Consider the following 23,094-nt stretch of genomic DNA (forward strand, 5'->3'; position numbering starts at 1 on the left):
ATTCATGATCTCCTCCCCCCGCCTGATCTCCTATATTCCCGGCCTTGCCCTCTCCATCGCGGTCGCGGGCGCCGGCCTCCTCCTCGAAAGGGCCGAACTCGCCATATCAGGCGCACGTCCGATCGAAGGCCTGGTCCTCGCGATTGTCATCGGCTCGGCGCTGCGCTCCGGGTTCAGGCTGTCGCCCACCTTCACCCCCGGCATCACGCTCTCTGCCCATTTTTTGCTGGAATGCGCCATCGTCGCGCTTGGGGCTTCGGTAAACTTCACGGCCATTCGCGAGGCAGGGCCACAGCTCATGGCTGGCATTGCCGCGGTCGTTCTGCTGTCGATCGCCACCAGTTTTTCCATCGCCCGATTGCTCGGCCTCTCGCACAAGCTCGCTTTCCTCATTGCCTTCGGCAATTCGATCTGCGGAAACTCCGCCATTGCCGCGTCGGCGCCGGTGATCGAAGCCAGTGCCGAGGACGTGGCGGCGTCGATCGCCTTTACCGCCGTGCTCGGCGTGGTCGCCGTGCTGGCCATGCCGCTTATGAGCATCGTGGTTCATCTCTCGGCGGTTCAATACGGCGTCTTTGCCGGGCTCACCGTCTATTCCGTACCGCAGGTTCTGGCGGCGACGGCGCCGATCGGCGCGGTCAGCCTGCAGACCGGAACGCTGGTGAAGCTCATCCGCGTGCTGATGCTCGGCCCACTGCTCTTCATCGTCGGCCTTGCGCGCGGCCTCGGCGGCCGGCGTTTGTCCCTCGCCCATGTGCTGCCCTGGTTCATCGTCGGCTTTGCCATCATGGCGGCGCTGCGGTCGGCCGATCTGCTTGCGCCCGACAGGGTCTCGCTGCTCACCTCGACCTCCAGCCTGCTCACCACCGTAGCCATGGCGGGGCTCGGGCTCTCCGTCGATGTGCGCAGCCTCAGGCAGGCGGGCGGCCGCGTGGTGATGGCAGCGCTCGCCTCGCTTCTCGCGCTCTGCTGCATCAGCATGGCGATGATCACCCTGATCGGCATCGTTTGAACACCGCGCGCCACGGCCTCGCCATCGCCCAACGAAGGCGCTATTTTGCCAGCGTCTGGTCACAAGAGAGAGACGTGCATGAGCATCCGCCCCCTTACCGTGATAGGCTTCGACGCCGACGACACGCTCTGGCAGAACGAGCAGTTCTACCGGCTGACGGAAGAGCATTTCCGCGGCCTGCTGGCGGATTTCGCCGAGGGCGAGCACATTTCGCAGCGCCTGCTCGAGGCGGAAAAGCGCAACCTTTCGCATTACGGTTTCGGGATCAAGGGCTTCACCCTATCGATGATCGAGACGGCGCTGGAGGTGACGGAGGGGCGCGTGCCGACGCAGATCATCGGCGAGATCCTGTCGATCGGCCGCGACCTGCTCAGCCATCCGGTCGAAACCATGCCACATGCCCGCGAGACGCTGGAAGCACTGGCCGGCGATTATTATCTGGTGCTCATCACCAAGGGCGACCTGTTCGATCAGGAGCGCAAGCTGGCCCAATCGGGGCTCGGCGACTATTTCGACGCGGTGGAGATCGTCTCGGACAAGTCGGCGACCACCTATCGCCGCATCTTCGGCAAGGCGGCGGACGGGCCGGAGCGGGCGATGATGATCGGCAATTCATTGAAATCCGACATCGTGCCGGCGATCGCCACCGGCGCCTGGGGCGTGTTCGTGCCGCATGAACTGACCTGGATCCTGGAGCGCGTGGAAAAGCCGACGGAGGCGCCGCGCTTCCGCGAGATCGCCCATCTCGGCGAACTGCTCCCGCTCATCCAGGAAATCGGCAGATAAGGACGGTGTCGAAGATGCGTTCGTTCGACGAGATCTGGAAAATCGCCGCTGACCGCAAGGGCGGGGAGGCCGCGGTGGAAGCGGCGCTGCAATATCCAAAGACCAGGGACGAGATCGCCGCAACGCCGGACGATCGCTTCCTCGCCACCATGACCAGGTGTATCTTCCAGTCCGGCTTCAACTGGAAGGTCGTCGAGGCCATGTGGCCCGGTTTCGAGGCGGCGTTCGACGGCTTCGACATCGGCCGGTGCGCCATGCTTCACGACGAGGATTTCGAGCGGCTGGTCTCGGACAGCCGCATCGTCAGGCACGGACATAAGATCCGCTCGGTGCAGGAGAACGCCGTTTTCCTCGCCGCACTCGCGCGGGAGCACGGCAGCGCCGCCCGCTTCTTCGCGGACTGGCCGGCCGACAATTATATGGGACTTCTCGACCTGCTGAAGAAGCGCGGCTCCCGGCTCGGCGGCAATACCGGTCAGTATTTCCTGCGCTTTGCCGGGATCGACAGCTTCATCCTGTCGCAAAGCGTGGTGAACCGGCTGATCGCCGAGGGCGTGGTCGACAAACAGCCCTCCTCGGCCAAGGACAAGGCCGCCGTACAGGCCGCGTTCAACATCTGGCGGGCGCAATCCGGCCGCTCGCTGACGGAGATCAGCCGCTTGCTCGGGATCAGCATCGACTGATTAAGGCCTCTACGCTCCTCGTTACATGACGAACCGGTTTTCTTCTTCGCCGTGGCGGAAGATGTTCGCCGCCCCCGCCCGCGAGAAATCCACTCACCTTACCGCAAACGTCGTCTGCCTTGCCGGAATGCTGCCAGGTCCTCAGGCGCCAGAGGCGCGCTGCCTCTCGGGCTCGTCAGCGGCAGCTGCCGATAGCTTTCCTGATCACATGACTGAATAATTCATTTCTTCGTTTCTTCGCAATATCGTATATATATAAATGGTATTGGTGCGTCCCGGTCGATCCGAATGCCGTGCCGGGAGATGCAAATCGCCCGTGAGGCGTCACGGATCACGCACCGCCATTTCACCGTCAACGCTCTTGACTGACGGCGAACAAACGGGCCTCCGGATCATTGAACGGTTCCGGGGGCCGCTCGGCGGGGAAACATCACGGTGTCCCCGCCGAACCGAGAGGAAAGGCATTCGCAAATGAGGAAGGAACCCAGCATGACTGCAAAGCCCGAGGTGAAAGGCTTCTTCGACAAGCGCACGTTCAGCGTCCAGTATGTCGTCAGCGACCCGGCAACCGGCAAATGCGCCATCATCGACCCGGTGCTCGACTATGACGAGAAGTCCGGAGCGACCGCGACCCATAATGCCGATGCGCTGCTCGATTATATCGCCGAGAAGCGCCTGACGGTGGAATGGATCCTCGACACCCATCCGCATGCCGACCATTTTTCCGCCGCCCATTATCTCAAGGGCAAGACCGGCGCCCCGACGGCGATCGGCACGCATGTCGTCGATGTCCAGAAACTGTGGAAAGGCATCTACAACTGGCCCGACTTCCCCGCCGACGGTTCGCACTGGGATCGCCTGTTCGCAGCCGGCGACAGTTTCTCGATCGGCGAACTGCAAGGAAGGGTATTGTTTTCCCCCGGTCACACCTTGGCCTCCATCACCTATGTGATCGGCGATGCGGCCTTCGTGCACGACACGCTGTTCATGCCCGACAGCGGCACCGCGCGGGCTGATTTTCCCGGAGGCAGTGCCAAGCGACTGTGGGCCTCGATCCAGGAGATCCTGTCCCTGCCCGACGAGACGCGCCTGTTCACCGGCCACGACTATCAGCCTGACGGCCGCGAACCGCTGTGGGAAAGCACCGTCGCCGAACAGAAGCGCAGCAATCCGCATATCGCCGGCAAGGATGAAGCCGCCTTCGTCGCGCTGCGCAACAAGCGGGACAAGACCCTTCCCATGCCGAAGCTCATCCTGCATGCGCTGCAGGTCAATATCCGCGGCGGACGCCTTCCGGAGCCGGAAGCCAATGGCAAGCGCTATCTGAAGATCCCTCTGGATGCCCTGTCGGGAGCGGCCTGGGAATGATCGATGCCATTCCCCAGGCCATCGCGGCAATCGGTTCGGGCGGGCTGGTGGGGTTCACCCTCGGCCTGATCGGCGGCGGCGGCTCCATCCTCGCCACGCCGCTGCTTCTTTATGTCGTCGGCATATCGCAGCCGCATATAGCGATCGGCACCGGCGCCCTGGCCGTAACGGTCAATGCCTATGCCAATCTCATCGGCCATGCCCGCAAAGGGCATGTCTGGTGGCGCTGTGCGATTGTCTTTGCCGCGACAGGCACCGTCGGGGCGCTGGCGGGCTCGAGCCTCGGCAAGGTGTTCGACGGACAGAAGCTGCTTTTTCTGTTCGGATTGTTGATGCTCGCCGTTGCAGCCCTGATGCTGAGGCCGCGGACCACGGTTACCTCGAGCATCGTCAAGACGGATCGACTGACCTGCTGGAAGACGGCTGCCGTCGCGCTTGGCGCCGGCGCCGCCTCCGGCTTTTTCGGCATTGGCGGTGGTTTTTTGATCGTGCCAGGACTGATGCTCTCGACCGGCATGCCAATGATCAGCGCGGTCGGTTCGTCATTGCTCGCGGTCGGCACCTTCGGCCTGGCGACCGCGATCAATTATGCCGTCTCGGGCCTCATCGACTGGCCGATCGCGGCCGAGTTCATCGGCGGCGGCGTGATCGGCGGCCTTGGCGGCATGCTGCTCGCGACCCGGCTTGCCACGAAACGGAACCTGCTCAACCAGATCTTTGCGGCCCTGATCATCGTCGTGGCGTTTTACGTGTTGTACAAGAACAGCGCCGCGGTCTTACCTCTTTGATGACGGGCGCAAGATGACACATTCCAAGCAGCAGAAGTTCTGGAACAGGATAGCCGGGCGTTACGCGGCGCGCCCGCTCAAGGACCCGGCGGCCTACGACGCCATGCTGGCCGATGTTGCGTCCCGTCTCAAACCTTCGGACCGCGTCCTCGAGCTCGGTTGCGGCACCGGCGGAACTGCAATTCGACTGGCCGTCGGTGTCGCGCACTGGACAGCCACGGACTTCTCTTCGGAAATGATCGAGATCGCGCGGGCGAAGCCCGCAGGCGATAACCTGAGCTTCGTTGTCGCCGACGCCGGCAATGCTTTCGACAGCGGCCCGTTCGACGCGATTTGTGCATTCAATGTGCTGCACCTGGTGGAAGATCACCCGGCCGCGTTGGCTCGGATTTTCGCCAATCTGAAGCCCGGCGGCCTGCTCATCACCAAGACCTGGTGCTTCGCCGATATGCCATTAAAACTCCGCGCCCTGTTTTCACTGCTGCGCGTGGTCGGCATGTTTCCGGCAGCAACCGCGCTGACCGTCTCCCAGCTTCGCCAGGCCATTGTGCAGGCCGGCTTCGAGATTGCCGATGAGCGGATCTTCGGCAAGTATTCGCAGAACCCATACATCGTCGCCCGCAGGCCGGAATTGGCAGACCGGTAACTTCCGCCGGCCTCTGCGCAATGGCGCGGACGCCGGCATCGCCGACGCGCTTGAGGGCATGGGTGTCAGGCGAGACCGTGCGAATCAATCCTGGATCAACTCGCCATCCCTGAGCGAGAAGATGCGGTCGAAACGGTTGAAGATCTTCTCGTCGTGGGTCACCGCGATAATGCAGGCATCATTGTCCACGGCGAGCTTGCGCAAGAGATCCATGACGATGCCGGCGCGCTTGGAATCCAGTGCTGCCGTCGGCTCGTCGGCCAGGATGATGCGCGGCTTGTTGGCGAGAGCGCGTGCAATCGCCACGCGTTGCGCCTCCCCGCCCGAAAGTTTCGCGGGCATAGCGTCGCGGCGATGTCCGACTTCGAGATAGTCGAGCAGGCGCACCGCTTCGCGTCGCGCGTCGGACGAATCACGTCCGGCCAGTTCCAGCACCAGCGCGACATTGTCGACGGCATTGAGAAAGGGAAGGAGATTGTGGAACTGGAAAATAAAGCCGATCTTGTCGAGCCGAAGCCGTCTCAGATCATCCTTCAGCCAGCGCCCGTCGAAAACCACATCGCCATCGAGGCTGATCCGCCCGCTTGTCGGCTCCATGATGCAGCCGATCGCATTGAGCAGCGTCGTCTTTCCCGAGCCGGAAGGGCCGAGAAGGGCGACGACCTCACCGGAGTGAATTTTCAGACTGACATTGCGCAGCGCATCGACGCGGGCCTGGCCTTCACCGAAATGCTTCGAAACATTGCTGACCTCGACGAGGATGTCACGTTGTTCTGCCGTCATCGTTCTAGCCTCCCAAGGCCGTGGCCGGATCAGCCTTGAGCGCGGCGCGGATCCCGAGACCACTGGCAACGACGCAGACCAAAGCGATGATGCCGCCCATCACAAGGGCATCCGGGACCTCGAGAACCACGCGCCTGGGGAAGAAATCCTTGACCAGGGACAATATGCCGAGGCCGAAGAACCAGCCGGTGACGCCGAGCGCGAGCGATTGTTGCATGATCAGCCACACGATGGTGCGGTCCGGGGCGCCTATGAGTTTCAGGGTGGCGATCTGTTTCAGCTTTTCGATGGTCATCATGTAGATGATCAGCGCGATGACCACCGCCGACACGGCCATGAGGATAGCCATGAAAAGGCCGAGCTGGCGGCGTTGCCTTTCGATCACCGACCGTGTGAGGAGGGTTTCCTCCTGGACTTGCGTCATGCCGGACAGATGCTTCCACCGCCGGACGGACGCCGTTACCTGTTCCGGGTCGGCGTCGGGATGAAGTCGCGCAATCACCGCATTCACGCTGTCCTGGCTTTCGCTGACCTCCCCTTTGGCGCGTTTGACACGCACAGCGGCAGGGTCGATCTCGAATTGCAGGGTCTGGGCGTCGAGCAGAGAAATGTAAACTGCGGGATCCCCACCCGAATTGACGTGATTGCGCACAAGGCCGACCACCTCGAAATGGTTACGGCCCAGGCGAACCCTGTCGCCGAGTGACAGACCCGTGCGGGTATCGGCGATCATTTCGAAATGTGTCCGTGTGATCGGCCGACCGGCGATAAGATCCTGGGGCCCTCCGAGACGCGAAGGTTCGTAGCCGATGATGTAGAGGCGGCGGGATGTACCGTTGTACTCGCCATCGGCATTCTGGTAGGTGACGCTGCCCGCGTCCGCCACACCCTGCAGGCGGGCAACCGCCTCGCGCGTCGATCCGGGAATGCGAGAGGACTCGGCAAACGGGCCCTTGGTTTCGGCTTCGACGACCCATACATCGACTTTGGGCGCGCGGGCGATGGTCAAGGCATCGATTACCGCACCGTTGTAAATTCCCATCATGGCGAGAACCACGGCCATGAGTAGGCTCAGTCCAAGGCAGGTCAGCACGAAGCGGAAGAGATTGTGACGGACATCGCGATAAGCAAGGTTCATGGCTTGACCGGCAATGCTGATGCGGACCGCCCGTCCTTCAGGCCGGGTCCTCGGGAGGTGACGACAGAGGCTCCCTCAGGCAAGCCGCCGGTTATCTCGTAACGCGCGTCCTCGGAACGAGTGCCGAAGGACAGGGACTTTTTCCGCAACACGCCGTCCTCAATCACCCAGGCTTTGCCTGAGGAGCCATCGAATTCGTAGATGGCGTTCTGCGGCACCATCAGGGATTTCGATAGCGTTTTCACGGTGATCCAGACTTCTGCCTGCTCTCCGAGATAAGGTTGCGTGGGACAGTCCTCGCAGACGATCCAAACCTTGCGTTCCTCGTTGGCGCGGTCGCTTTCGAGGCCAATGCGAGCGATGTGTCCTTTTATGACGCTGTTCGGAAGCGACCGCAGGCGGATTTCCGCCGGCTGCCCCACCTCGAGCGGACCGGCCTGTTCTTCGTCGACATAGGCGAGGGTCCAGATGCTGTCCGGCTCGATGAGCGTGAAAATGACCTCGCCCGAGCCGATGACCGACCCCACTTCCCTCTGTCGGTCGATCACCACCGCGTCATAGGGCGCGCGCAGGATGTGCTGCTCCAGGATCGTCTCTTCGTAGCTCAGCTTGGCCTGGGCATCGGTCAATTGCGCTTCGGACACATTGACCTCGCTCTGTGCAACCGACAAATCCGCTGCTGCGACCTTTTCGTCGCGCAGCGCCTCCTCCGCTTCCTGCTGGGTCGTCGCGTTGCGGCTGGCGAGGGACTTTTTGCGGGCGCTGTCATCGCGTCGCTGCGCGTAGACTGCCTCGGCCCGCAACACGTTCGCCTTGGCCTTCAGGACATACATCTCTGCCGCCAGGCGGGTGGCTTTTGCCTGCGCGACGCGGGCTTCCTGTTCCGCCGAATTCAGCTTGGCCAGTACTGTGCCCTTGGCGACTGTGTCACCGTGATCCGCATGGAGTTCGATCAACGTGCCCGGGACCTCGAAGCCAATCTTCGACAACACCCTGGCTTCCACCGTTCCGAGACCGAAAACCCTGATCGGAACGGTCTCAGACGGCCTGACGACCTCGACTTTCAGAGGTCGGTTCTGCAGGAAGAGGTAGCCCCCCGCGGCGACCGCCCCGATCAAGACGACCCCCAGAGCGAACTTCAAACGAGCTTTCATGCAGCAACTCCGGCGTGGCGTGACAAGGACTATGGTCCATCCAGGGATGGGGTCGATTGGGTTGGGAGGTCGGGCTTCGGATCAAACCGAACCTACCTATCGCAATATAGTATTATTACAATATGACTTATGTCACGTCGGATGGCGAAGAATGTCATGGCAAAATTTTCGCTGCGCGAATCCGCGGCGCGTTCTTGCGTCACCGGCTGGAACTCCTGAAAGGCCTGTCATTCGACAGGCGGCGCCCGCACCATCCTGCCATCGACAGAGGCGGACCGCCCTTCGCTGTTGCGCCGAGAGAATCGTCCTGCCGAATCCCGCAGGCAATGGGACCCTTCAATGTTGGCCGGCTGAATTGTCGACGGGGCGGCAACACATGCGGTTGCCGCCCCGTGCTGGCGTCAGTCTCCCGCCGGGGGATGAAGCAGAGACCGAGCGGTGCAGACTGAAGGACCGCGAAGGATCTTCTCAGCCCCACGGTCGCCCCCCGGATGCACTCAATGTTCGCCTTCCGCTGGATTCATGATCCTGCGATCCTCCTGCATCTCCAGCCACATGGCATTGACGACGGCAAAGATCGCGGCGAGCGGCAGGCCCAAGAGCCAGGCAAAATACCACATCGTTCTTGTCTCCTTCAGTAAACGGTGCCGCTGTCGGCATTGATGTCGGCCTCGGTGACCTTGCCCCACAGGATCTTGTAGACCCAGGCGGTGTAGGCGAGGATGATCGGGACGAAGATGACGGCCATGACCAGCATGACGAACAGCGTCAGGTGCGAGGACGAGGAATTCCACACTGTCAGCGACGATTTGGGATCGACCGAGGACGGCAGAATGAACGGGAACATGGTTAGCCCGACCGATGAGATGATGCCGGTGATCGCGAGCTTGGAGTAGAGCAATGTCGAGACTTCGCGGCCAGCCCTGAGGCCGAGGAAGGCCAGCACCGCGCCGATGACGCCGAGAAGCGGAGCCACGGCGATCCATGGACGCTCGGAATAGGCGGCAAACCAGGACGGCGTACGCATGACCTCGCCGAGCAGCGGATTGGACGGACCATCGGTGACGACGGCTCCCGGGATCGCATAGCCGGAAATCCCCGTTGCCAACCAGACACCGGCCAGAAGATAGGCGACGATCGTCACCAAAGCGGCGACCGAACCGATCTTGCGGGCCCGCACCTGAACCGGTCCTTCCGCCTTCAGCTGCAGCCAGGCCGCACCATGCATTGTCAGCATGGCGATGGAAACCAGGCCGGCAAGGAGCGCGAAGGGGTTGAGCAGGCCGAAGAAGGTGCCGTCGTAGAAGATCATCAGGTCTTCGTTGAATCGGAAGGGAGCGCCCTGAAGGACATTGCCCATGGCCACGCCGAAGATCAGGGCCGGTACCGCGCCGCCGACGAAGAGCGCCCAGTCCCAGGCGGACCGCCACAGCGCACTGTCGCGCTTAGAGCGATACTTGAAGCCAACCGGCCGCAAGATGAGGGCCGCCAGGACTGCGAACATCGCCAGATAGAAGCCGGAGAAGCTGACCGCATAGAGCGGCGGCCAGGCGGCGAAGATCGCGCCGCCGCCGAGGATGAACCAGACCTGGTTGCCTTCCCAGACCGGACCGATGGTATTGATGGCGATTCGCCGTTCGATGTCGGTCCTGCCGACGAAGGGAAGCAGGGTGCCGACGCCCAGGTCGAAGCCGTCGGTCAGGGCAAAGCCTGTCAGCAACACGCCGAGCAGCAGCCACCACACGACCCGCAGCAGTTCGAAGTCCAGGAATTGATGAAGAATCATGGTCGTTACTCCGCGGGTTGGGCAAACGGCGAGGGTGCACTCAGCCGCTCACGATGCTGCTTCTGCCATTGATCGGTCTCGGACACGTCTACGTGCGGACCCTTGCGGATATATTTGAGCATCAGCCCCATCTCGATGACGAAGAGCACGGTGTAGAACAGTACGAAGCCGGCCAGCGTGATCGCCAGATCGGTGACGGAGAGTTGCGAGGCCGACAGCGCGGTCGGCAGGACGCCGTCCACGGTCCAGGGCTGACGGCCGAACTCGGCGACGAACCAGCCGAGTTCGGCGGCAATCCACGGCGTCGGGATGATGATGACGGCGAGCCACAACGCCAGGCGCGGGAACTGCATCCTGCGGAAAGACGCCATCCAGAAGAACCAGGCCATGACCGCGATGAAGGAGAAGCCGAGCGCCACCATCAGGCGGAACGCCCAGAACAGCGGCCAGACGGTCGGAACCGTGTCATTGGCAGCCATCTTGATCTGGTCGTCGCTCGCCAGTCGCGGATCGTCGACATAGCGCTTCAGGAGCAGGGCGAAGCCGAGGTCCTTGCTGTGCGCCTCGAACGTTGTGCGGACTTCGTCGGAAACCTGGCCCTTTTCGGCGCGGTAGGTCATCAGCGCGTCATAGGCGATCTGGCCGGAGCGGATCCGCTCTTCGGCCTGCTTGACCAGATCCGCGATGCCGGGGATCTCGTGGGTGAGCGAACGCGTGCCGATCAGGCCCATGACATAGGGGATATGCAGGGCATAGTGCGTCTCGCGGGCCTCCTGATCGGGAAAGCCGACGAGTGTGAAGGAGGCCGGTGCCGGCAGGGTTTCCCACATGCCTTCGATCGCGGCGAGCTTCATCTTCTGCGAATGGGTAACCGAATAGCCCGACTCGTCGCCGAGTACAACGACCGAAAGGGCCGATGCCAGGCCGAAGCTGGCGGCTACCGCGATGGAGCGGCGGGCAAGGTCGGTATGGCGGTTCTTCAGCAGGTACCAGGCGGAGACGCCGAGCACGAAGACCGAAGCCGTGACATAGCCGGCGGAGACGGTATGGACAAACTTGGCCTGCGCCACCTGGTTGAAGACCACGTCGAAGAAAGAGGTCATCTCCATGCGCATCGACATCGGATTGAACTGCGCGCCGACCGGATTCTGCATCCAGCCATTGGCAATCAGGATCCATAGCGCCGAGAAGTTCGAGCCGATGGCCACCAGCCAGGTGACGATCATGTGCGCGCGCTTGGAGAGCTTGTCCCAACCGAAGAAAAACAGACCGACAAAGGTCGCCTCGAGGAAGAAGGCCATGAGCCCCTCGACCGCCAGCGGCGCGCCGAAGATGTCACCGACATAATGACTGTAATAGCTCCAGTTCATGCCGAACTGGAATTCCATGGTGATGCCGGTGGCCACACCCAGCACGAAGTTGATGCCGAACAGGGTGCCCCAGAATTTCGTCATCTGTCGCCAGATGGGACGATCCGTCATGACATAGACCGTTTCCATGATCGCAATGATGATGGAAAGGCCGAGCGTCAAGGGGACGAAGAGAAAGTGATACATCGCCGTCATCGCGAATTGCAGGCGTGACAGCTCGACAATATCGAGTTCCATGGTCTTGCTCTCGGTTGGTTAAAACATGCATCTCAGACACATAATATTCTTTATATGTATCAACCGAGCGTCGTCGTCCTTGATGTGAATCAAGATCGTGAACCGCTCATGCTCCTTTACCGATGACCGATCGCGATCTCCCCATTGGCCCAGGCGCGCTCTTCGTCGCGGTGGGCGGCAACCAGGATCGCCGCCTCGGGGAAACCCTGACGCAAGCGCTCGAGAAGCATATGCGCCGTTTCCTCTTCGAGCCCTTCCGTCGGCTCGTCGAGAAGGATGATGCGAGGCCGGCGCAGCAACATCCGGGCGAGCGCCAGCCGTCTCCTTTCGCCGCCCGACAGGCCGAGACCGGCCTCGCCGAGTTGGCAATCGAGTCCCCCTCTTTCGTCGACCACCCTATCGAGGCAGGCAATCTTCAGGCTGTGCCAGAGCATCTCCTCTGAAGCTTCCGGGTCGGCGATGCGCAGATTGTCCGCGATCGTTCCACTGACCAGTGTCGTGCGCTGCGGCAGATAGCCGATGCAAGCGGCACGCTCCGCCTCGCCATAGGCGTCAAGCGGCCGGCCCTCGATGGTGACCGAGCCTTGGGCCGGCACCATCAATCCGCGCACGACATTCAGAAGCGTTGTCTTCCCCGAACCGCTTGGCCCGACCAGTGCAAGCGTCTCGCCAGCGCCCACGGAAAATGCGATGCCCTCAAACAGGACACGGCTCCGCTGGCGGTAGGCCAGGTCCGAGACACTCAGCAGCGGATGGTCGGCCGGGAGCGGAGATGCCGGCATCGGGTTTCCCGGCGCGGGGCCGGCCGGGTCGTCGAACTGGGCCTCGATCCGACGTGCGGCATCCGTCATCTTGCCCAGTTCGGCAATGCCGCGCGCCAGGGGTGCCGCGGTCTCGACCAGCGCCAGCGCGGCGAAGAAACCGAGCGCGGCACTGGCCGGATCGATTTTTCCGTCGGCGGCCGCAAGTCCGCCGATCAGCAAGCCACCGCCAGCGGCGATCGTGCCGGCAAGGCCGAGAACAAGCGCCGAGACGCGTTCAACCGCATCGATCCTTGCCTGCGCCCTTTGCAGCCGGCGATGCGCATCGAGGATGGACTGGCGATGATCCTCCAGACGGCCGGCGACGGCAAGCTCCGTCTGTCCGCGCATCATGTCGATGAACCGCATGCGCAAGGCCTGTATCGCCCTTTGAGCAAAGCGCGACGGCTGCCGGGAAAAGCGCGCGGCAAAGACGAGCGCCGCCCCCAGACCGCCGACATAGCTGCCGATCTCCCAAAGGGCGACGGAGGGGAGGACGAGCCAGCCGATCAGCGCAAGGGCGGCGGCAAGCACCAGGGTCGCGGCGATGGCCGGCATGACGAGACGCAAGGCGACGCCGTCCAGCGCATCGACATCGATCGTCAGGTGATTGAGCCGTTCGGAGCCGCGCAGGCGCGCAAGCAGCACGACCGGCTTCCGCAACATCGCGCTCAGCAGTGCGACGCGCAATTCGGCAAGCCCTTTCAGCGTTGCGTCATGGGTCGCCAGCCGCTCGCCATAGCGGGCGGCGGCCCGGCCAAGAGCGAGAAAGCGGACGCCGGCGCTGGGGCGAAAGACGTCGAAGGTGAGGCCGGCGCCCGCAAGGCCCGCCATGCCGGCGGCGGTGATGAACCAGCCGGACAGGCCCAGCAACGCAAGGCCGGCGCCAAGAACGGCGACGGACAGGAGGATACCGATGGCAAGGGCGCCGAAGCGCCGGCGCCAGACACGACGGAAAACCCGCCAAAGCGCCTTCATGCGTCATCCCCCAGACGAATGACGCGATCAAGCCGCGCGATCAGGCGCGGGTCATGGGTCGCGATCACCAGCGTCGCTCCCTGCCGGCCGGCCGCCTCGAGGGCCCCGATCACGCGATCAGCGGTTTCCGCATCGAGATCGGCCGTCGGCTCGTCCGCGAAGATCACCCGGGCGTCGGCATAGATGGCGCGCGCGATCATCAACCGCCGCGCCTCGCCGCCCGAGACGCCGCTGCCGTTTTCGCCGAGACGCGTATCGACGCCACGCGGCAGTGCCGTCACGACCCCCTCGGCCGAGGCGGCATGAAGGGCCGCCTCGAGCCGGATTGCATCCGCCCGCCCGTCCACGAGGGAGATATTGGTGCGCAGGCTGGCATTGAGCATGTGCGGATGCTGGCCGACGAAACCGATCATGCTTCTCCAGGCGTCGGCACGGTCATCGTCGAGCGGCTGACCGGCGACGTCGACCTGGCCGCCCGATGGCCGGACAAGGCCTGCAAGCAAGGCGATCAGGGTCGTCTTGCCGGCTCCGCTCGGCCCGACGATCGCCACTTTTTCCCCCGGCATGATGCGTATGTCCGGAAAAGCGATCTCCCGGCCGCCGGCCGAACATCGCAATCCGGTCGTCGCGATCGTCAGGCTACCCGAAAGATCCGCTGGCGCCTTTCCGCCCCGGCCAAGTATCGTCTGCCGCGGCTCTCTCTCGCGCGCGGCCAGTTCGCCGGCCACGGCAAGGGCGGCGGCCTTGTCGTGCCAGGCGGAAGCGAGGTCCCTGAGCGGCTGGAAGAAATCCGGCACGAGCAGCAGGATGAAGATGCCCTCGGCGATCGACAGCGGTGTTGCATAGGCGCCGAAAGCAAAGGTGCCAAGCAGGCTGAAGCCGACATAGACGGCGACCATGGCAATGCCGATGGCGGAGAAGAGTTCCAGCACCGTCGAGGAAAGGAAGGCGATGTGAAGGACCTCCATCGTCCTGGCGCGCAAGGTCTCGGCCGACTGGCGGAACCGGTCGACCGTTCTTTGCTCGGCGTTCAGCAGGCGAATGTCGGCGGCGGCGTTCAGCCATTCGAGCAGGACCGAATTGAGCGTTCCGGTCGCGACCATGTGTTTTTCACTGGCGTCGCGTGCGGCCATGCCGATCAGCGCCATGAAGACTGGAATGAGCGGACCGGCGACCAGAAGCACGAGGCCCGCGACCCAGGAGATCGAGGTGACGACGATCAACAGGGCGGCGGGCACGATCGCCACCTTGATTGCGGCCAGCCGATAGCGTGTGGCAAACGGCATCAGGGCATCCAGCTTGCTGGCCAGGAGCGTGGCAAGCGCCGCCGATGTCTGTCGGCCCTCGCCAAAGGGTGAGGTCAGGCTTTCCCGGGCGATCAGGTCGGTGCGCTCGCGTGTGACGATCCGCTGGGCAACGTGAAAGGCCATTCGCCCGGCCAGGGTTTCGCCCAGGTGACGCGCAAGACCGAGTCCGACGAAAGTCAGGACGGTCGGCACCGGCGCAAGGGCCGGTGGGCGCGTTTCCACGAGCGCTGCCAGAAGCTGCGCGACCAGCCAGGCCTGCGGAATCCACAGCAGCGCCGAAAGGACCGCGAAGCTCGCAGCCACCGCCATGGGCCGGCCATCTTGCCGTGCCATGGCACCGAGCCTGCGGCGCGCGGGATCGCTTTCAATCGTCTTCGTTCTGGGCAAGGTGAACCTAAAGGGAGATCTTTTATGCAGGTTTTATCCAAGACTAGCGGCGCAGCTGATCTTGATCAAATTCCAAATTGTCGCGCTGTCGTAAGAGAGAGCAGTGCAAGTTCGCCCGTTGACCGGAAAACTGAATAATGCGGCTTACCACACGGACCAATCTGGCCATCAGGACTTTGATGTTCTGTGCCGTCAATGCGCATATCACGGTGCGCAAGAGCGACATCGCCGCTGCCTGCAACGCCTCGGAAAACCACCTTGGGCAGGTGATCCGTGTCCTCGGCCAGCACGATTTCATCGACGCGACGCGCGGGCGGCATGGCGGCCTGCAACTGATGCGCGCACCTTCCGAAATCAATATCGGCGCCGTCTTCCGCGTTTTCGAGGCCGATCTGCCCTTTGCGGAATGCTTCAGCATCACCAACACCTGTCCTCTGGTCGAAGTCTGCTGGCTACGCAATGCGATCCGCGACGCGGTGGAGGCTTTCTATGCTTCACTCGACAAGGTGCGACTGTCCGATCTGGTCGAGGGCAATGCCGGACTTGCCGCCTTGCTGCATTTTCAAGCCCCGCCCAGATGCTCCAGCATGGGACAAAGACCTGCGGCCGTCCCGCGCCTGACCTCTTCGGAAAAGACCGCTCGAGCCCTTCAAGAAGACATCGAGACTTCGTGACGCGCACAATCGCGGGATTGTCGCAGGACAGCATCGCCCTTTCGGTGTGAGGCAGACCTCGCATGCACGCCGGCCGTGAGGGTCTTCAGGGCAAGCGGGAAATACACCGTTCAAGCAGGCCGGACGAACTGCGCGCGCATCGTTTCCACCGGCTCGCGGCAGCAGCAGCCCTCGATATGGTCGTTGACCAGGCCCATGGCCTGCATGAAGGCATAGACGGTAGTCGGGCCGACGAAGGACCAGCCGCGCTTCTTCAGATCCTTCGACAGGCGAATGGACGTCGGCGAGGTGGGATTGGCTCTGAGCGTCGCATAATCCATACGCTGCGGACGCTCTTGCGGGCTCGGCTCGAAGCTCCAGAAATAACGCGCGAGCGAGCCGAACTCGGTTTCAAGATCGACGGCATGCCGGGCATTGTTGATCGTCGAGACGATCTTGCCGCGGTGGCGCACGATGCCGGTGTCCGCAAGACAACGCGCGATGTCGGCATCGTCGAACAGGGCGACCTGATGGAAATCGAAGCCGGCGAAGGCGGCGCGGAAATTCTCGCGCTTGCGAAGAATGGTCAGCCAGGACAGGCCGGACTGGAAGCCCTCCAGGCAGATCTTCTCGAACAGGCGGCGATCGTCGGTGACCGGCCGTCCCCATTCCTCGTCGTGATAGCGGCGGTAGTCGTCAAGACCGACATGCCAGAAGCAGCGATCCAGTCCATCCTCGCCGGTGATCAGCCCCGTCTTTTCCATGCGCGATGATTCCCCTTAACCTTGGCGGAAATCCGTTTACCATTTGTTCACTGTTTTTCCAAACGTCGCGCTAACCCTGATGAAAGGTTTACGGGCTCTGCGGCCTTTTCATCAACGGGCATTTACCAATTGTCGCAACGGCGCTGGCACGATCGCAATGAAAGCCAATCAGGGCTTGCCTCCTCGGTCCCATGTAGCGAGTTGTCCGATGTTCCAGAAATCCCATTTCCTGGCCGCGCTTGTCGGCCTTTCCGTCGCCTTGGCCGCGGTCCAGCCCGCCAGCGCGAACGATCGTTACCAGAGCCGCCCGCCGGTGATCGTCAGCCCCGATCTTTCCGCCCCCTGGGTGATGCAGCTCGGCGGCGCCCAGCGGCCGGTCGTCTACGCGCCGCGCGCCGCGCAGCCGCCGATGCGCACCTATCAGCGCCAGGTCCAGCGGCGAGCGCCGCAGGCGACGCTCGTCCAGCCGGCCACCGCTCGCCCCAACAAGCCGGTGCGCAGTCAGATCGACCCGGTCTTCCTGCCGCAGATGGTTGCATACGATAGCCCGCACAAGCCGGGCACCATCATCATCGACACCAATAATCGCTTCCTCTATCTCGTCACCGGCCATGGCCAGGCACGCCGTTATGGCGTGGGCGTCGGCAAGCCGGGCTTCGAATGGGCCGGTAAGCACAAGATCACCGCCAAGCGCGAATGGCCCGACTGGGTCCCGCCGAAGGAGATGATTTCCAGGGAAGCGGCGAAGGGGCATTATCTCCCGGCCCGGATGGAAGGCGGGCCGGAAAACCCGCTCGGCGCGCGCGCCATGTATCTCGGCTCGACGCTTTACCGCATCCATGGCACCAATGCGCCATGGACGATCGGCAGCGGCGTGTCGTCAGGCTGCATCCGCATGCGCAACGAGGATGTGGTCGACCTTTACGAGCGCGTCAATGTCGGAACGAGCGTCATCGTCCTTTAACATATGCCGCCGGTACCGCCGGACTGACCGGCGGTTCGATTTCATCAATTTTCAATGAGGCATTGCTTAAGCACTTGCATCGGGATGGGAGTCGGCTAGGCTCCCATCCCTTACGATTTGGGGGACTTCATCATGAAGACGTATCTGGCCGCACTGGCGGCCGCATCCATCGCCATCGGCAGTTTTTCTGTGCCCGCCATCGCCGGCACGATGAGCGCCAACCATCCCGCCGCCTTGAGCGACGTGACGCTTGTCGCCCAGCCGCAGAAAAAGCAGGTCGCGGAAAAGTTCAAGCGCCGCGTCGTGCGGCTGATCACCGACGAAAAGCCGGGCACGATCATCATCGATACCAACAACAAGTTCCTCTACTATGTCGAGGGCAATAACCGCGCCACCCGTTACGGCGTCGGCGTCGGCCGCGACGGCTTCGGCTGGTCGGGCGTGGTCAAGATCGGCCGCAAGGCCGAATGGCCGGAATGGCGCCCGCCCGCCGAGATGCGCCGCCGCGAAGCCGCCAAGGGCCATATCCTGCCGGTCGTGCAGAAGGGTGGCGTCGACAATCCGCTCGGCGCACGCGCCATGTATCTCTACAAGGGTGGCCGCGACACGATCTTCCGTATACACGGCACCAACCAGCCCTGGACCATCGGCCTCAACATGTCTTCCGGCTGCATCCGCATGATGAACAAGGACGTCGAGCATCTTTATGATCGCGCCGGCGTCGGTTCCAAGGTCATCGTCGTCGGTCCGGGCAATCGCCAGGGCGATGTCAGTTTCCAGGACAAGGGCATCGACCTGCTGCGGACCATGTTCGGCGGCTGATTGATTCAACCTCCTTGAAGATAGGCGCGGGAAGCGAGAGCTCCCGCGCCTATTTTCGTGCCGCGCGACTTGACGATCGCCAAGGAATTGACCCCGGCTTTGGTCGTTCCGCTCATGGTGATGCAAATTGGAAACAGACTTGGCGCGGCAAATCGCTTACAAACCTATCAAACATAACCAGATTCGCGGACCCTACCCATGAACTCCAAGCTTCGCATCCTGTTCGGCACCGCTGTCGCGGCCAGCTTCATCGGCCTGTCGGCATCCCTGGCCCAGGCCGAAATGGCGATCTCCGTCTACGGCGGCGTCCAGACGGCGCCGCACAGCGACGTGGAAGTCTCGGATGAGCCCGATTTCACCGCCGGCTGGGAAGGCCGCTCCTTCGAAATGCCGCCCTATTACGGCGTGCGCGGCACCTGGTGGATGGAAGAGCTCGGCCAGCCGAACCTCGGCGTCTCGCTCGACTTCACCCATGCCAAGGTCTATGCCGACGACGACACGCTGGCCGAGACCGGCTGGGATCACTTCGAGTTCTCCGACGGCATCAACCTTCTGACGCTCAATGCGCTCTACCGCATGCCGATCGAAGGCACCAAGTTCGTTCCCTACATCGGCGCCGGCGCTGGCATCAACGTGCCGCATGTCGAAGTGACGCGCGGCACGGGTGAAACATTCGAGTACCAGCTCGGTGGCGCGACCGTTCAGGCCCAGGTCGGTGTGGCCTACGAGTTCACCGACCGGTGGTCCGGCTTTGTCGAATACAAGGGCAACTATTCTTGGGTCGACGTCGACATCGACAGCGGTGCGACGCTCAAGACCGACATCATGACCAATGCGGTCAACGCCGGCATCAGCTTCCACTTCTAACTCGATAGCGGGCTACTTGATCTCGCAGGAAATCGCGGCCTCGTGCGACAAGACCATGTCGCGCGGGGCCTTTGTCTTTCCGTGGGCGCTCTCGACCGTCAGGACATAACGGCCGGCAAAACGGTCCGGGTTGTTCGCCGTGGAACGGGTGACGATCGACATTTCGAAGGTCTGGAACGGCCTTGCGTCGCGATTGTCGGTGTAGATCTGCAGACGCAGTTCGTCGCCGTCCATCCAGGCCTGCTTCAACATGGCAGAATTCAGCTTGAGGGTGGCAAAGGCTGGCGGCGTCTTGTCGTCGTTGATGTCGGTAATGCCACGAAAATGGACCAGACGCTTGCCGTCGCGGGCGGCAAAAGCACTTTCGATCGACATCTTGACCATCGGGTCTGAGGCCGCGCAATAAATGCGTTCGGCCGCCGCCGCCGGCATGGCGCTTGCCGTCAGTAAGACGGCGGCAATGATTGCCCTGACGGACATCGAATTCCTCCTCGCAGGCCCGACCGACCTATTGCAGGAAGCACTTTATCAGCATTGTCTTAAAGTTTTCCGACCGATAAGCCGAAGCTTCGACGGCGAACTGTGCCGTTTCCGGCCAGTTCTCACCGAAGCGATATCAAACGCCAAGCCTTGCGGGACGCTCTCCGCCATAGGCCCAGTCGAGCAACTCGACCGTGTGGACGATCGGAACGGCCGTGCCCGAACCGATCTGCGTCATGCAGCCGATATTGCCGGCGGCGATGACATCCGGCTTCGTCGCTTCGAGGTTCTTCACCTTGCGGGCTTTCAGCTTGTCCGAGATTTCCGGCTGCATGATGTTGTAGGTACCGGCCGAACCGCAGCACAGATGCCCCTCGGCCGGGTCGCGCACGGTGAAACCGGCATTCTTCAAGAGGATCTTCGGCGCCATGGTGATCTTCTGGCCATGCTGCATCGAGCAGGCCGAGTGATAGGTCACGGTCAGGTTCTTCTTCTCCTGCACGGGCAGGTCGAGGGTGGAGAGGTATTCGGTGACGTCCTTGGCGAGTGCCGAAACGCGCTTCGCCTTCTCGGCATAGGCCGGATCGAGCCGCAGCATGTGGCCGTAATCCTTGATGGTCGTGCCGCAGCCGGACGCCGTGATGACGATCGCGTCGAGCCCACCCTTGTCGATCTCGCGAGTCCACACGTCGACATTCCGCCTCGCACTGTCGAGCGCCTGGCCCTCACGGCCCATATGATGGACCAGCGCCCCGCAGCAGCCCTCGCCCTCCGGCACCACCACTTCGACGCCGAGACGGGTCAACAGCCGGATGGTCGCGGCGTTGATGCCGGGATCGAGCACGGGCTGGGCGCAACCGGTAAGGATCGCCACGCGGCCGCGCTTCTCGGCCTTCGGGGCATGGGTCGCCGGACGGGCACTGTCGCCGGCGGCCGGAATGCGGCGCGGCGCGAGATCGAGCATGGCGCCCATCGGCCGCAAAGCCGGGATGCGCTTGAAAAGGCCGGCGAAGGGACGGCCGAGGCGTGCAAGGCCGAGCGCCGCCCGGAAACGCGCCGGATAGGGCAGCGTCATCGCCAGAATGCCGCGCGTCAGCCGGTTGATCAACGGCCGCTTGTAGGTCTTTTCGATATGGATGCGGGCATGGTCGACAAGGTGCATGTAATCAACACCCGAGGGACAGGTGGTCATGCAGGCGAGGCAGGACAGGCAACGGTCGATATGGGTGACGATCTGCTTGTCGGCCGGCCGCCCGTTCTCCAGCATGTCCTTGATCAGGTAGATGCGGCCGCGCGGACTGTCGAGTTCGTTGCCGAGCGTCACATAGGTCGGACAGGTGGCCGTGCAGAAGCCGCAATGCACGCATTTGCGAAGAATGCTTTCTGCCTCCGCGACGTGCGGATCGGCGAGCTGTTCGGCGGTGAAATTGGTCTGCACGTCAGTTCTCCCGAAGGGCGGCGCACGATTTCCGTCGCGGCCATGAAATTCGAAGGCTCACACCCACCAGGTCTCGGGCTTGGCGATCGGTTCGCCGGCGGTGGCCTTCTGCAGGCCGATGATGCAGCGGGCGACGACCCAGACCACGGTGGCAGCGGCCAGCAGCACCCCGACGAAGGCAAGCGACAGGATGGCCGAGACGAGGCCGTACAGCAGGGCGATCCAGAAGGTGCGAATGGCATAGGTGTAGTGGCTGTCGATCCAGCCACCCGCCTTGCCGCGATTGAGATAGGCGAAGACAAGGCCGATCAGGCCGGAGATGCCGATCAGGAAGCTCAAGAGATAGAGCGCGTAGACCAGTTGGACGTTCAGCTTGCCGGGCTCCAGCCAGCTATCTGCCTTACGCGGATCGGGGGACATCATCGGATCGCTCATGTGGCGTCTCCTCTTATCATGCGGCCTGGATTGAAGATGCCGCGCGGATCGAACTTCTCCTTCACCCGCTCAGAAAGCAAGGCGACGGCTGGCGATTGCGGTTCGAAGGCTGGGACCTGGGCCCGCACGGCATCCGACGCCCGTACCAGCATGGCATGGCCACCGCCGGCCACCTTGATGAAGCGCCGCAGTAGCTCGGCTTCCGGATCGCCTTCGAGGCGCATCCAGACCAGCCCGCCCTGCCAGTCATAAAAGGCGTCGATGCCGGCTTCCAGGCGAAGGGCCGCGACCAGCTTCCAGCCCTCGGACGGGGCGACGGACACACGCCAGAGCGGCCGCATCGTGCCGTCGGCGTAAGGGTGGACATCGCGGATTTGGCGCCAGAGCGACAGCGTATCGGCATTTTCCAGCAGCGAGACCGGACCGAAGGCAGACATTGCGGATGCCAGTTTGTCGGCCCGCACGGCGACCGAGGCTTCCAGCCCTTCGAGACGCAGCACGGTTGCGGCACCGTCCGCCAACTTGCCGCCGATGAACCGGCCTCGCACGCTTTCCGGCAGGTGGGCAGCGCCCGAAACCTCGACCGACATCGCCATCGCCGCTGCCATGGCGCGGACCGCCTGTTCGTCCTCGAGCCCGGACAACACGATGGTAACGGCCGTCTTCGGTGCCGGCAGGACCTTGAAGGTCACTTCGGTCAGGAAGCCGAGCGTGCCGTAGGAGCCTGCAAGGACCTTGACCAGGTCGAGGCCGGTGACGTTCTTCATCACCCGCCCGCCGGCCTTGACGATTTCGCCATGGCCGTTGACGAAGCGCACGCCGAGCAGATGATCGCGCGCGGCACCGGCGGTGAAGCGGCGCGGACCCGACGCATTGACGGCAAACAGCCCGCCGATGGTCGGCTCACCGGACGTGCCCATCATGCCGCGATGGTCCGGCGGCTCGAAGGCGAGAGACTGGCCGTTGACTGCCACGGCCGCCTCGATCTCGGCGACCGGCGTGCCGGCGCGGGCGGTGAGCACCATCTCGGCCGGGTTATAGGCGGTGATGCCGGTAAGGCCGGCCGAACGGAGGGCGGTCGCATTGGCGGTCAGGGCATTGCCAAAACCGGCCCGCGTTCCGCCACCGGACAGCGCGAGCGGCGCCGAGCGCTCGGCATGATCGCGGATGAGGCCCGCGGCTTCGGCTTCGGTAACCGGGGTCAGCATGACATGCCCTTCTCTGTCGATCTGCGAGTTCCGCCGTTCGGCGCAGCAGCGTGGCCCCTCATCCGGCTGCCGCCACCTTCTCCCCGCAGGCGGGGAGAAGGGACCGTGTCGCCGGCCGTGACGACCCCAGGTGATGCCTTTGCATGATGCCTGTGCCGCATCGCCCACGTTCTGTCCCCACGCTTGGGAGAGGAAGTCGAGACGACGGCCCCACCAGCCTTCTCCCCGTGTGACGGGGAG

At 63.1% G+C, this 23,094-nt stretch carries 22 protein-coding genes and 1 pseudogene; 10 read left to right on the forward strand and 13 right to left on the reverse strand.

Translation table 11 applies throughout. The features are described 5' to 3' along the window. Positions 1–4: 4 nt before the first annotated feature. The 6 genes and pseudogenes from RHIZ70P_RS16325 to RHIZ70P_RS16350 all read left to right on the forward strand — a co-directional run bounded on the left by RHIZ70P_RS16325 (position 5) and on the right by RHIZ70P_RS16350 (position 5,283). On the forward strand, positions 5–1,012 hold the full coding sequence (locus RHIZ70P_RS16325) for a YeiH family protein (RefSeq protein ID WP_235842254.1): 1,008 nt from the start codon (positions 5–7) through the stop codon (positions 1,010–1,012). A gap of 78 nt (positions 1,013–1,090) precedes the next feature. Then, the gene (locus RHIZ70P_RS16330) at positions 1,091–1,798 is read left to right on the forward strand and encodes an HAD family hydrolase (protein WP_115671541.1); all 708 of its coding nucleotides are present in this window, start codon (positions 1,091–1,093) and stop codon (positions 1,796–1,798) included. Positions 1,799–1,812: 14 nt separating this feature from the next. Continuing rightward, entirely contained in the window at positions 1,813–2,481 is a 669-nt protein-coding gene (locus tag RHIZ70P_RS16335) for a DNA-3-methyladenine glycosylase I (RefSeq protein ID WP_115671542.1), read from the forward strand. Positions 2,482–2,979: 498 nt separating this feature from the next. Further along, a pseudogene (locus RHIZ70P_RS16340) lies at positions 2,980–3,849 on the forward strand (MBL fold metallo-hydrolase); the annotation flags it as partial. After that, on the forward strand, positions 3,846–4,637 hold the full coding sequence (locus tag RHIZ70P_RS16345) for a sulfite exporter TauE/SafE family protein (RefSeq protein WP_115671543.1): 792 nt from the start codon (positions 3,846–3,848) through the stop codon (positions 4,635–4,637). The pseudogene RHIZ70P_RS16340 and the gene RHIZ70P_RS16345, both read left to right, overlap by 4 nt. A 13-nt stretch (positions 4,638–4,650) precedes the next feature. Next, the gene (locus tag RHIZ70P_RS16350) at positions 4,651–5,283 is read left to right on the forward strand and encodes a class I SAM-dependent methyltransferase (RefSeq protein WP_115671544.1); all 633 of its coding nucleotides are present in this window, start codon (positions 4,651–4,653) and stop codon (positions 5,281–5,283) included. 84 nt (positions 5,284–5,367) lie between these two features. Here the strand turns inward: RHIZ70P_RS16350 and RHIZ70P_RS16355 are convergent, their stop codons facing one another. From RHIZ70P_RS16355 to cydD, 8 genes are all read right to left on the reverse strand, one after another. Beyond that, complete coding sequence (locus tag RHIZ70P_RS16355; protein ID WP_115671545.1) at positions 5,368–6,066, reverse strand: ABC transporter ATP-binding protein; 699 nt, start codon at positions 6,064–6,066, stop codon at positions 5,368–5,370. 4 nt (positions 6,067–6,070) lie between these two features. Then, on the reverse strand, positions 6,071–7,204 hold the full coding sequence (locus RHIZ70P_RS16360; RefSeq protein ID WP_115671546.1) for an ABC transporter permease: 1,134 nt from the start codon (positions 7,202–7,204) through the stop codon (positions 6,071–6,073). Further along, positions 7,201–8,346 carry an efflux RND transporter periplasmic adaptor subunit gene (locus RHIZ70P_RS16365; RefSeq protein ID WP_235842255.1) on the reverse strand — a complete coding sequence of 382 codons (1,146 nt, stop codon included), beginning with the start codon at positions 8,344–8,346 and terminating at the stop codon, positions 7,201–7,203. The genes RHIZ70P_RS16360 and RHIZ70P_RS16365 overlap by 4 nt, the downstream gene beginning before the upstream one ends. A 509-nt stretch (positions 8,347–8,855) precedes the next feature. Next, entirely contained in the window at positions 8,856–8,978 is a 123-nt protein-coding gene (gene cydX, locus RHIZ70P_RS16370; RefSeq protein WP_115671548.1) for a cytochrome bd-I oxidase subunit CydX, read from the reverse strand. Positions 8,979–8,992: 14 nt separating this feature from the next. Then, positions 8,993–10,144 (reverse strand): cytochrome d ubiquinol oxidase subunit II, encoded by a 1,152-nt coding sequence (cydB, locus tag RHIZ70P_RS16375; RefSeq protein WP_115671549.1) that lies wholly within the window; start codon positions 10,142–10,144, stop codon positions 8,993–8,995. 5 nt (positions 10,145–10,149) lie between these two features. Then, positions 10,150–11,751, reverse strand: a complete 1,602-nt coding sequence (locus tag RHIZ70P_RS16380) for a cytochrome ubiquinol oxidase subunit I (RefSeq protein WP_115671550.1) — start codon at positions 11,749–11,751, stop codon at positions 10,150–10,152. A 116-nt stretch (positions 11,752–11,867) separates the two neighbouring features. Beyond that, positions 11,868–13,529: a thiol reductant ABC exporter subunit CydC gene (cydC, locus tag RHIZ70P_RS16385; protein WP_115671551.1), complete on the reverse strand. Its 1,662-nt coding sequence runs from the start codon at positions 13,527–13,529 to the stop codon at positions 11,868–11,870. Continuing rightward, the gene (cydD, locus tag RHIZ70P_RS16390) at positions 13,526–15,169 is read right to left on the reverse strand and encodes a thiol reductant ABC exporter subunit CydD (protein WP_115671552.1); all 1,644 of its coding nucleotides are present in this window, start codon (positions 15,167–15,169) and stop codon (positions 13,526–13,528) included. Before cydD ends, cydC begins: the two co-directional genes overlap by 4 nt. Positions 15,170–15,360: 191 nt before the next feature. Between cydD and RHIZ70P_RS16395 the strand changes: the two genes are divergently transcribed. Continuing rightward, positions 15,361–15,897: an RrF2 family transcriptional regulator gene (locus RHIZ70P_RS16395; protein WP_115671553.1), complete on the forward strand. Its 537-nt coding sequence runs from the start codon at positions 15,361–15,363 to the stop codon at positions 15,895–15,897. 110 nt (positions 15,898–16,007) lie between these two features. Here the strand turns inward: RHIZ70P_RS16395 and RHIZ70P_RS16400 are convergent, their stop codons facing one another. After that, positions 16,008–16,640 (reverse strand): DNA-3-methyladenine glycosylase I, encoded by a 633-nt coding sequence (locus RHIZ70P_RS16400; protein ID WP_115671554.1) that lies wholly within the window; start codon positions 16,638–16,640, stop codon positions 16,008–16,010. A 208-nt stretch (positions 16,641–16,848) separates the two neighbouring features. Here RHIZ70P_RS16400 and RHIZ70P_RS16405 point away from each other — a divergent pair, with 208 nt between their 5' ends. From RHIZ70P_RS16405 to RHIZ70P_RS16415, 3 genes are all read left to right on the forward strand, one after another. Then, positions 16,849–17,604 carry a L,D-transpeptidase gene (locus RHIZ70P_RS16405; RefSeq protein WP_115671555.1) on the forward strand — a complete coding sequence of 252 codons (756 nt, stop codon included), beginning with the start codon at positions 16,849–16,851 and terminating at the stop codon, positions 17,602–17,604. A 132-nt stretch (positions 17,605–17,736) separates the two neighbouring features. Continuing rightward, entirely contained in the window at positions 17,737–18,426 is a 690-nt protein-coding gene (locus RHIZ70P_RS16410; RefSeq protein WP_115671599.1) for a L,D-transpeptidase, read from the forward strand. Between the two features lie 198 nt (positions 18,427–18,624). After that, positions 18,625–19,293 carry an outer membrane protein gene (locus RHIZ70P_RS16415; protein ID WP_115671556.1) on the forward strand — a complete coding sequence of 223 codons (669 nt, stop codon included), beginning with the start codon at positions 18,625–18,627 and terminating at the stop codon, positions 19,291–19,293. A gap of 12 nt (positions 19,294–19,305) precedes the next feature. On the opposite strand, the gene RHIZ70P_RS16420 is transcribed toward RHIZ70P_RS16415, so the two are convergent. The 4 genes from RHIZ70P_RS16420 to glcE all read right to left on the reverse strand — a co-directional run bounded on the left by RHIZ70P_RS16420 (position 19,306) and on the right by glcE (position 22,854). Further along, positions 19,306–19,773, reverse strand: coding sequence for a hypothetical protein (locus RHIZ70P_RS16420; RefSeq protein WP_115671557.1), 468 nt, complete (start codon positions 19,771–19,773; stop codon positions 19,306–19,308). A 136-nt stretch (positions 19,774–19,909) separates the two neighbouring features. Continuing rightward, on the reverse strand, positions 19,910–21,211 hold the full coding sequence (gene glcF, locus RHIZ70P_RS16425) for a glycolate oxidase subunit GlcF (RefSeq protein ID WP_115671558.1): 1,302 nt from the start codon (positions 21,209–21,211) through the stop codon (positions 19,910–19,912). A 57-nt stretch (positions 21,212–21,268) separates the two neighbouring features. Next, entirely contained in the window at positions 21,269–21,646 is a 378-nt protein-coding gene (locus tag RHIZ70P_RS16430; RefSeq protein ID WP_115671559.1) for a DUF4870 family protein, read from the reverse strand. Continuing rightward, a complete protein-coding gene (glcE, locus tag RHIZ70P_RS16435; protein WP_115671560.1) occupies positions 21,643–22,854 on the reverse strand; it encodes a glycolate oxidase subunit GlcE in 1,212 nt (403 codons plus the stop codon). The genes RHIZ70P_RS16430 and glcE overlap by 4 nt, the downstream gene beginning before the upstream one ends. Positions 22,855–23,094 lie beyond the last annotated feature (240 nt).

Origin of the sequence: Paenirhizobium selenitireducens ATCC BAA-1503, from assembly GCF_900492185.1 — a bacterium.
GTDB lineage: Bacteria > Pseudomonadota > Alphaproteobacteria > Rhizobiales > Rhizobiaceae > Allorhizobium > Allorhizobium selenitireducens_A.

Excerpts from the sequence above, each read along its gene's own strand:
- RHIZ70P_RS16325 (WP_235842254.1), top strand. The coding sequence starts at position 5 with ATGATCTCCTCCCCCCGCCTGATCTCCTATATTCCCGGCCTTGCCCTC.
- RHIZ70P_RS16330 (WP_115671541.1), top strand. The coding sequence starts at position 1,091 with ATGAGCATCCGCCCCCTTACCGTGATAGGCTTCGACGCCGACGACACG.
- RHIZ70P_RS16335 (WP_115671542.1), top strand. The coding sequence starts at position 1,813 with ATGCGTTCGTTCGACGAGATCTGGAAAATCGCCGCTGACCGCAAGGGC.
- RHIZ70P_RS16345 (WP_115671543.1), top strand. The coding sequence starts at position 3,846 with ATGATCGATGCCATTCCCCAGGCCATCGCGGCAATCGGTTCGGGCGGG.
- RHIZ70P_RS16350 (WP_115671544.1), top strand. The coding sequence starts at position 4,651 with ATGACACATTCCAAGCAGCAGAAGTTCTGGAACAGGATAGCCGGGCGT.
- RHIZ70P_RS16355 (WP_115671545.1), bottom strand. The coding sequence starts at position 6,066 with ATGACGGCAGAACAACGTGACATCCTCGTCGAGGTCAGCAATGTTTCG.
- RHIZ70P_RS16360 (WP_115671546.1), bottom strand. The coding sequence starts at position 7,204 with ATGAACCTTGCTTATCGCGATGTCCGTCACAATCTCTTCCGCTTCGTG.
- cydX (WP_115671548.1), bottom strand. The coding sequence starts at position 8,978 with ATGTGGTATTTTGCCTGGCTCTTGGGCCTGCCGCTCGCCGCGATCTTT.
- cydB (WP_115671549.1), bottom strand. The coding sequence starts at position 10,144 with ATGATTCTTCATCAATTCCTGGACTTCGAACTGCTGCGGGTCGTGTGG.
- RHIZ70P_RS16380 (WP_115671550.1), bottom strand. The coding sequence starts at position 11,751 with ATGGAACTCGATATTGTCGAGCTGTCACGCCTGCAATTCGCGATGACG.
- cydC (WP_115671551.1), bottom strand. The coding sequence starts at position 13,529 with ATGAAGGCGCTTTGGCGGGTTTTCCGTCGTGTCTGGCGCCGGCGCTTC.
- cydD (WP_115671552.1), bottom strand. The coding sequence starts at position 15,169 with ATGGCACGGCAAGATGGCCGGCCCATGGCGGTGGCTGCGAGCTTCGCG.
- RHIZ70P_RS16395 (WP_115671553.1), top strand. The coding sequence starts at position 15,361 with ATGCGGCTTACCACACGGACCAATCTGGCCATCAGGACTTTGATGTTC.
- RHIZ70P_RS16400 (WP_115671554.1), bottom strand. The coding sequence starts at position 16,640 with ATGGAAAAGACGGGGCTGATCACCGGCGAGGATGGACTGGATCGCTGC.
- RHIZ70P_RS16405 (WP_115671555.1), top strand. The coding sequence starts at position 16,849 with ATGTTCCAGAAATCCCATTTCCTGGCCGCGCTTGTCGGCCTTTCCGTC.
- RHIZ70P_RS16410 (WP_115671599.1), top strand. The coding sequence starts at position 17,737 with ATGAAGACGTATCTGGCCGCACTGGCGGCCGCATCCATCGCCATCGGC.
- RHIZ70P_RS16415 (WP_115671556.1), top strand. The coding sequence starts at position 18,625 with ATGAACTCCAAGCTTCGCATCCTGTTCGGCACCGCTGTCGCGGCCAGC.
- RHIZ70P_RS16420 (WP_115671557.1), bottom strand. The coding sequence starts at position 19,773 with ATGTCCGTCAGGGCAATCATTGCCGCCGTCTTACTGACGGCAAGCGCC.
- RHIZ70P_RS16430 (WP_115671559.1), bottom strand. The coding sequence starts at position 21,646 with ATGAGCGATCCGATGATGTCCCCCGATCCGCGTAAGGCAGATAGCTGG.
- glcE (WP_115671560.1), bottom strand. The coding sequence starts at position 22,854 with ATGCTGACCCCGGTTACCGAAGCCGAAGCCGCGGGCCTCATCCGCGAT.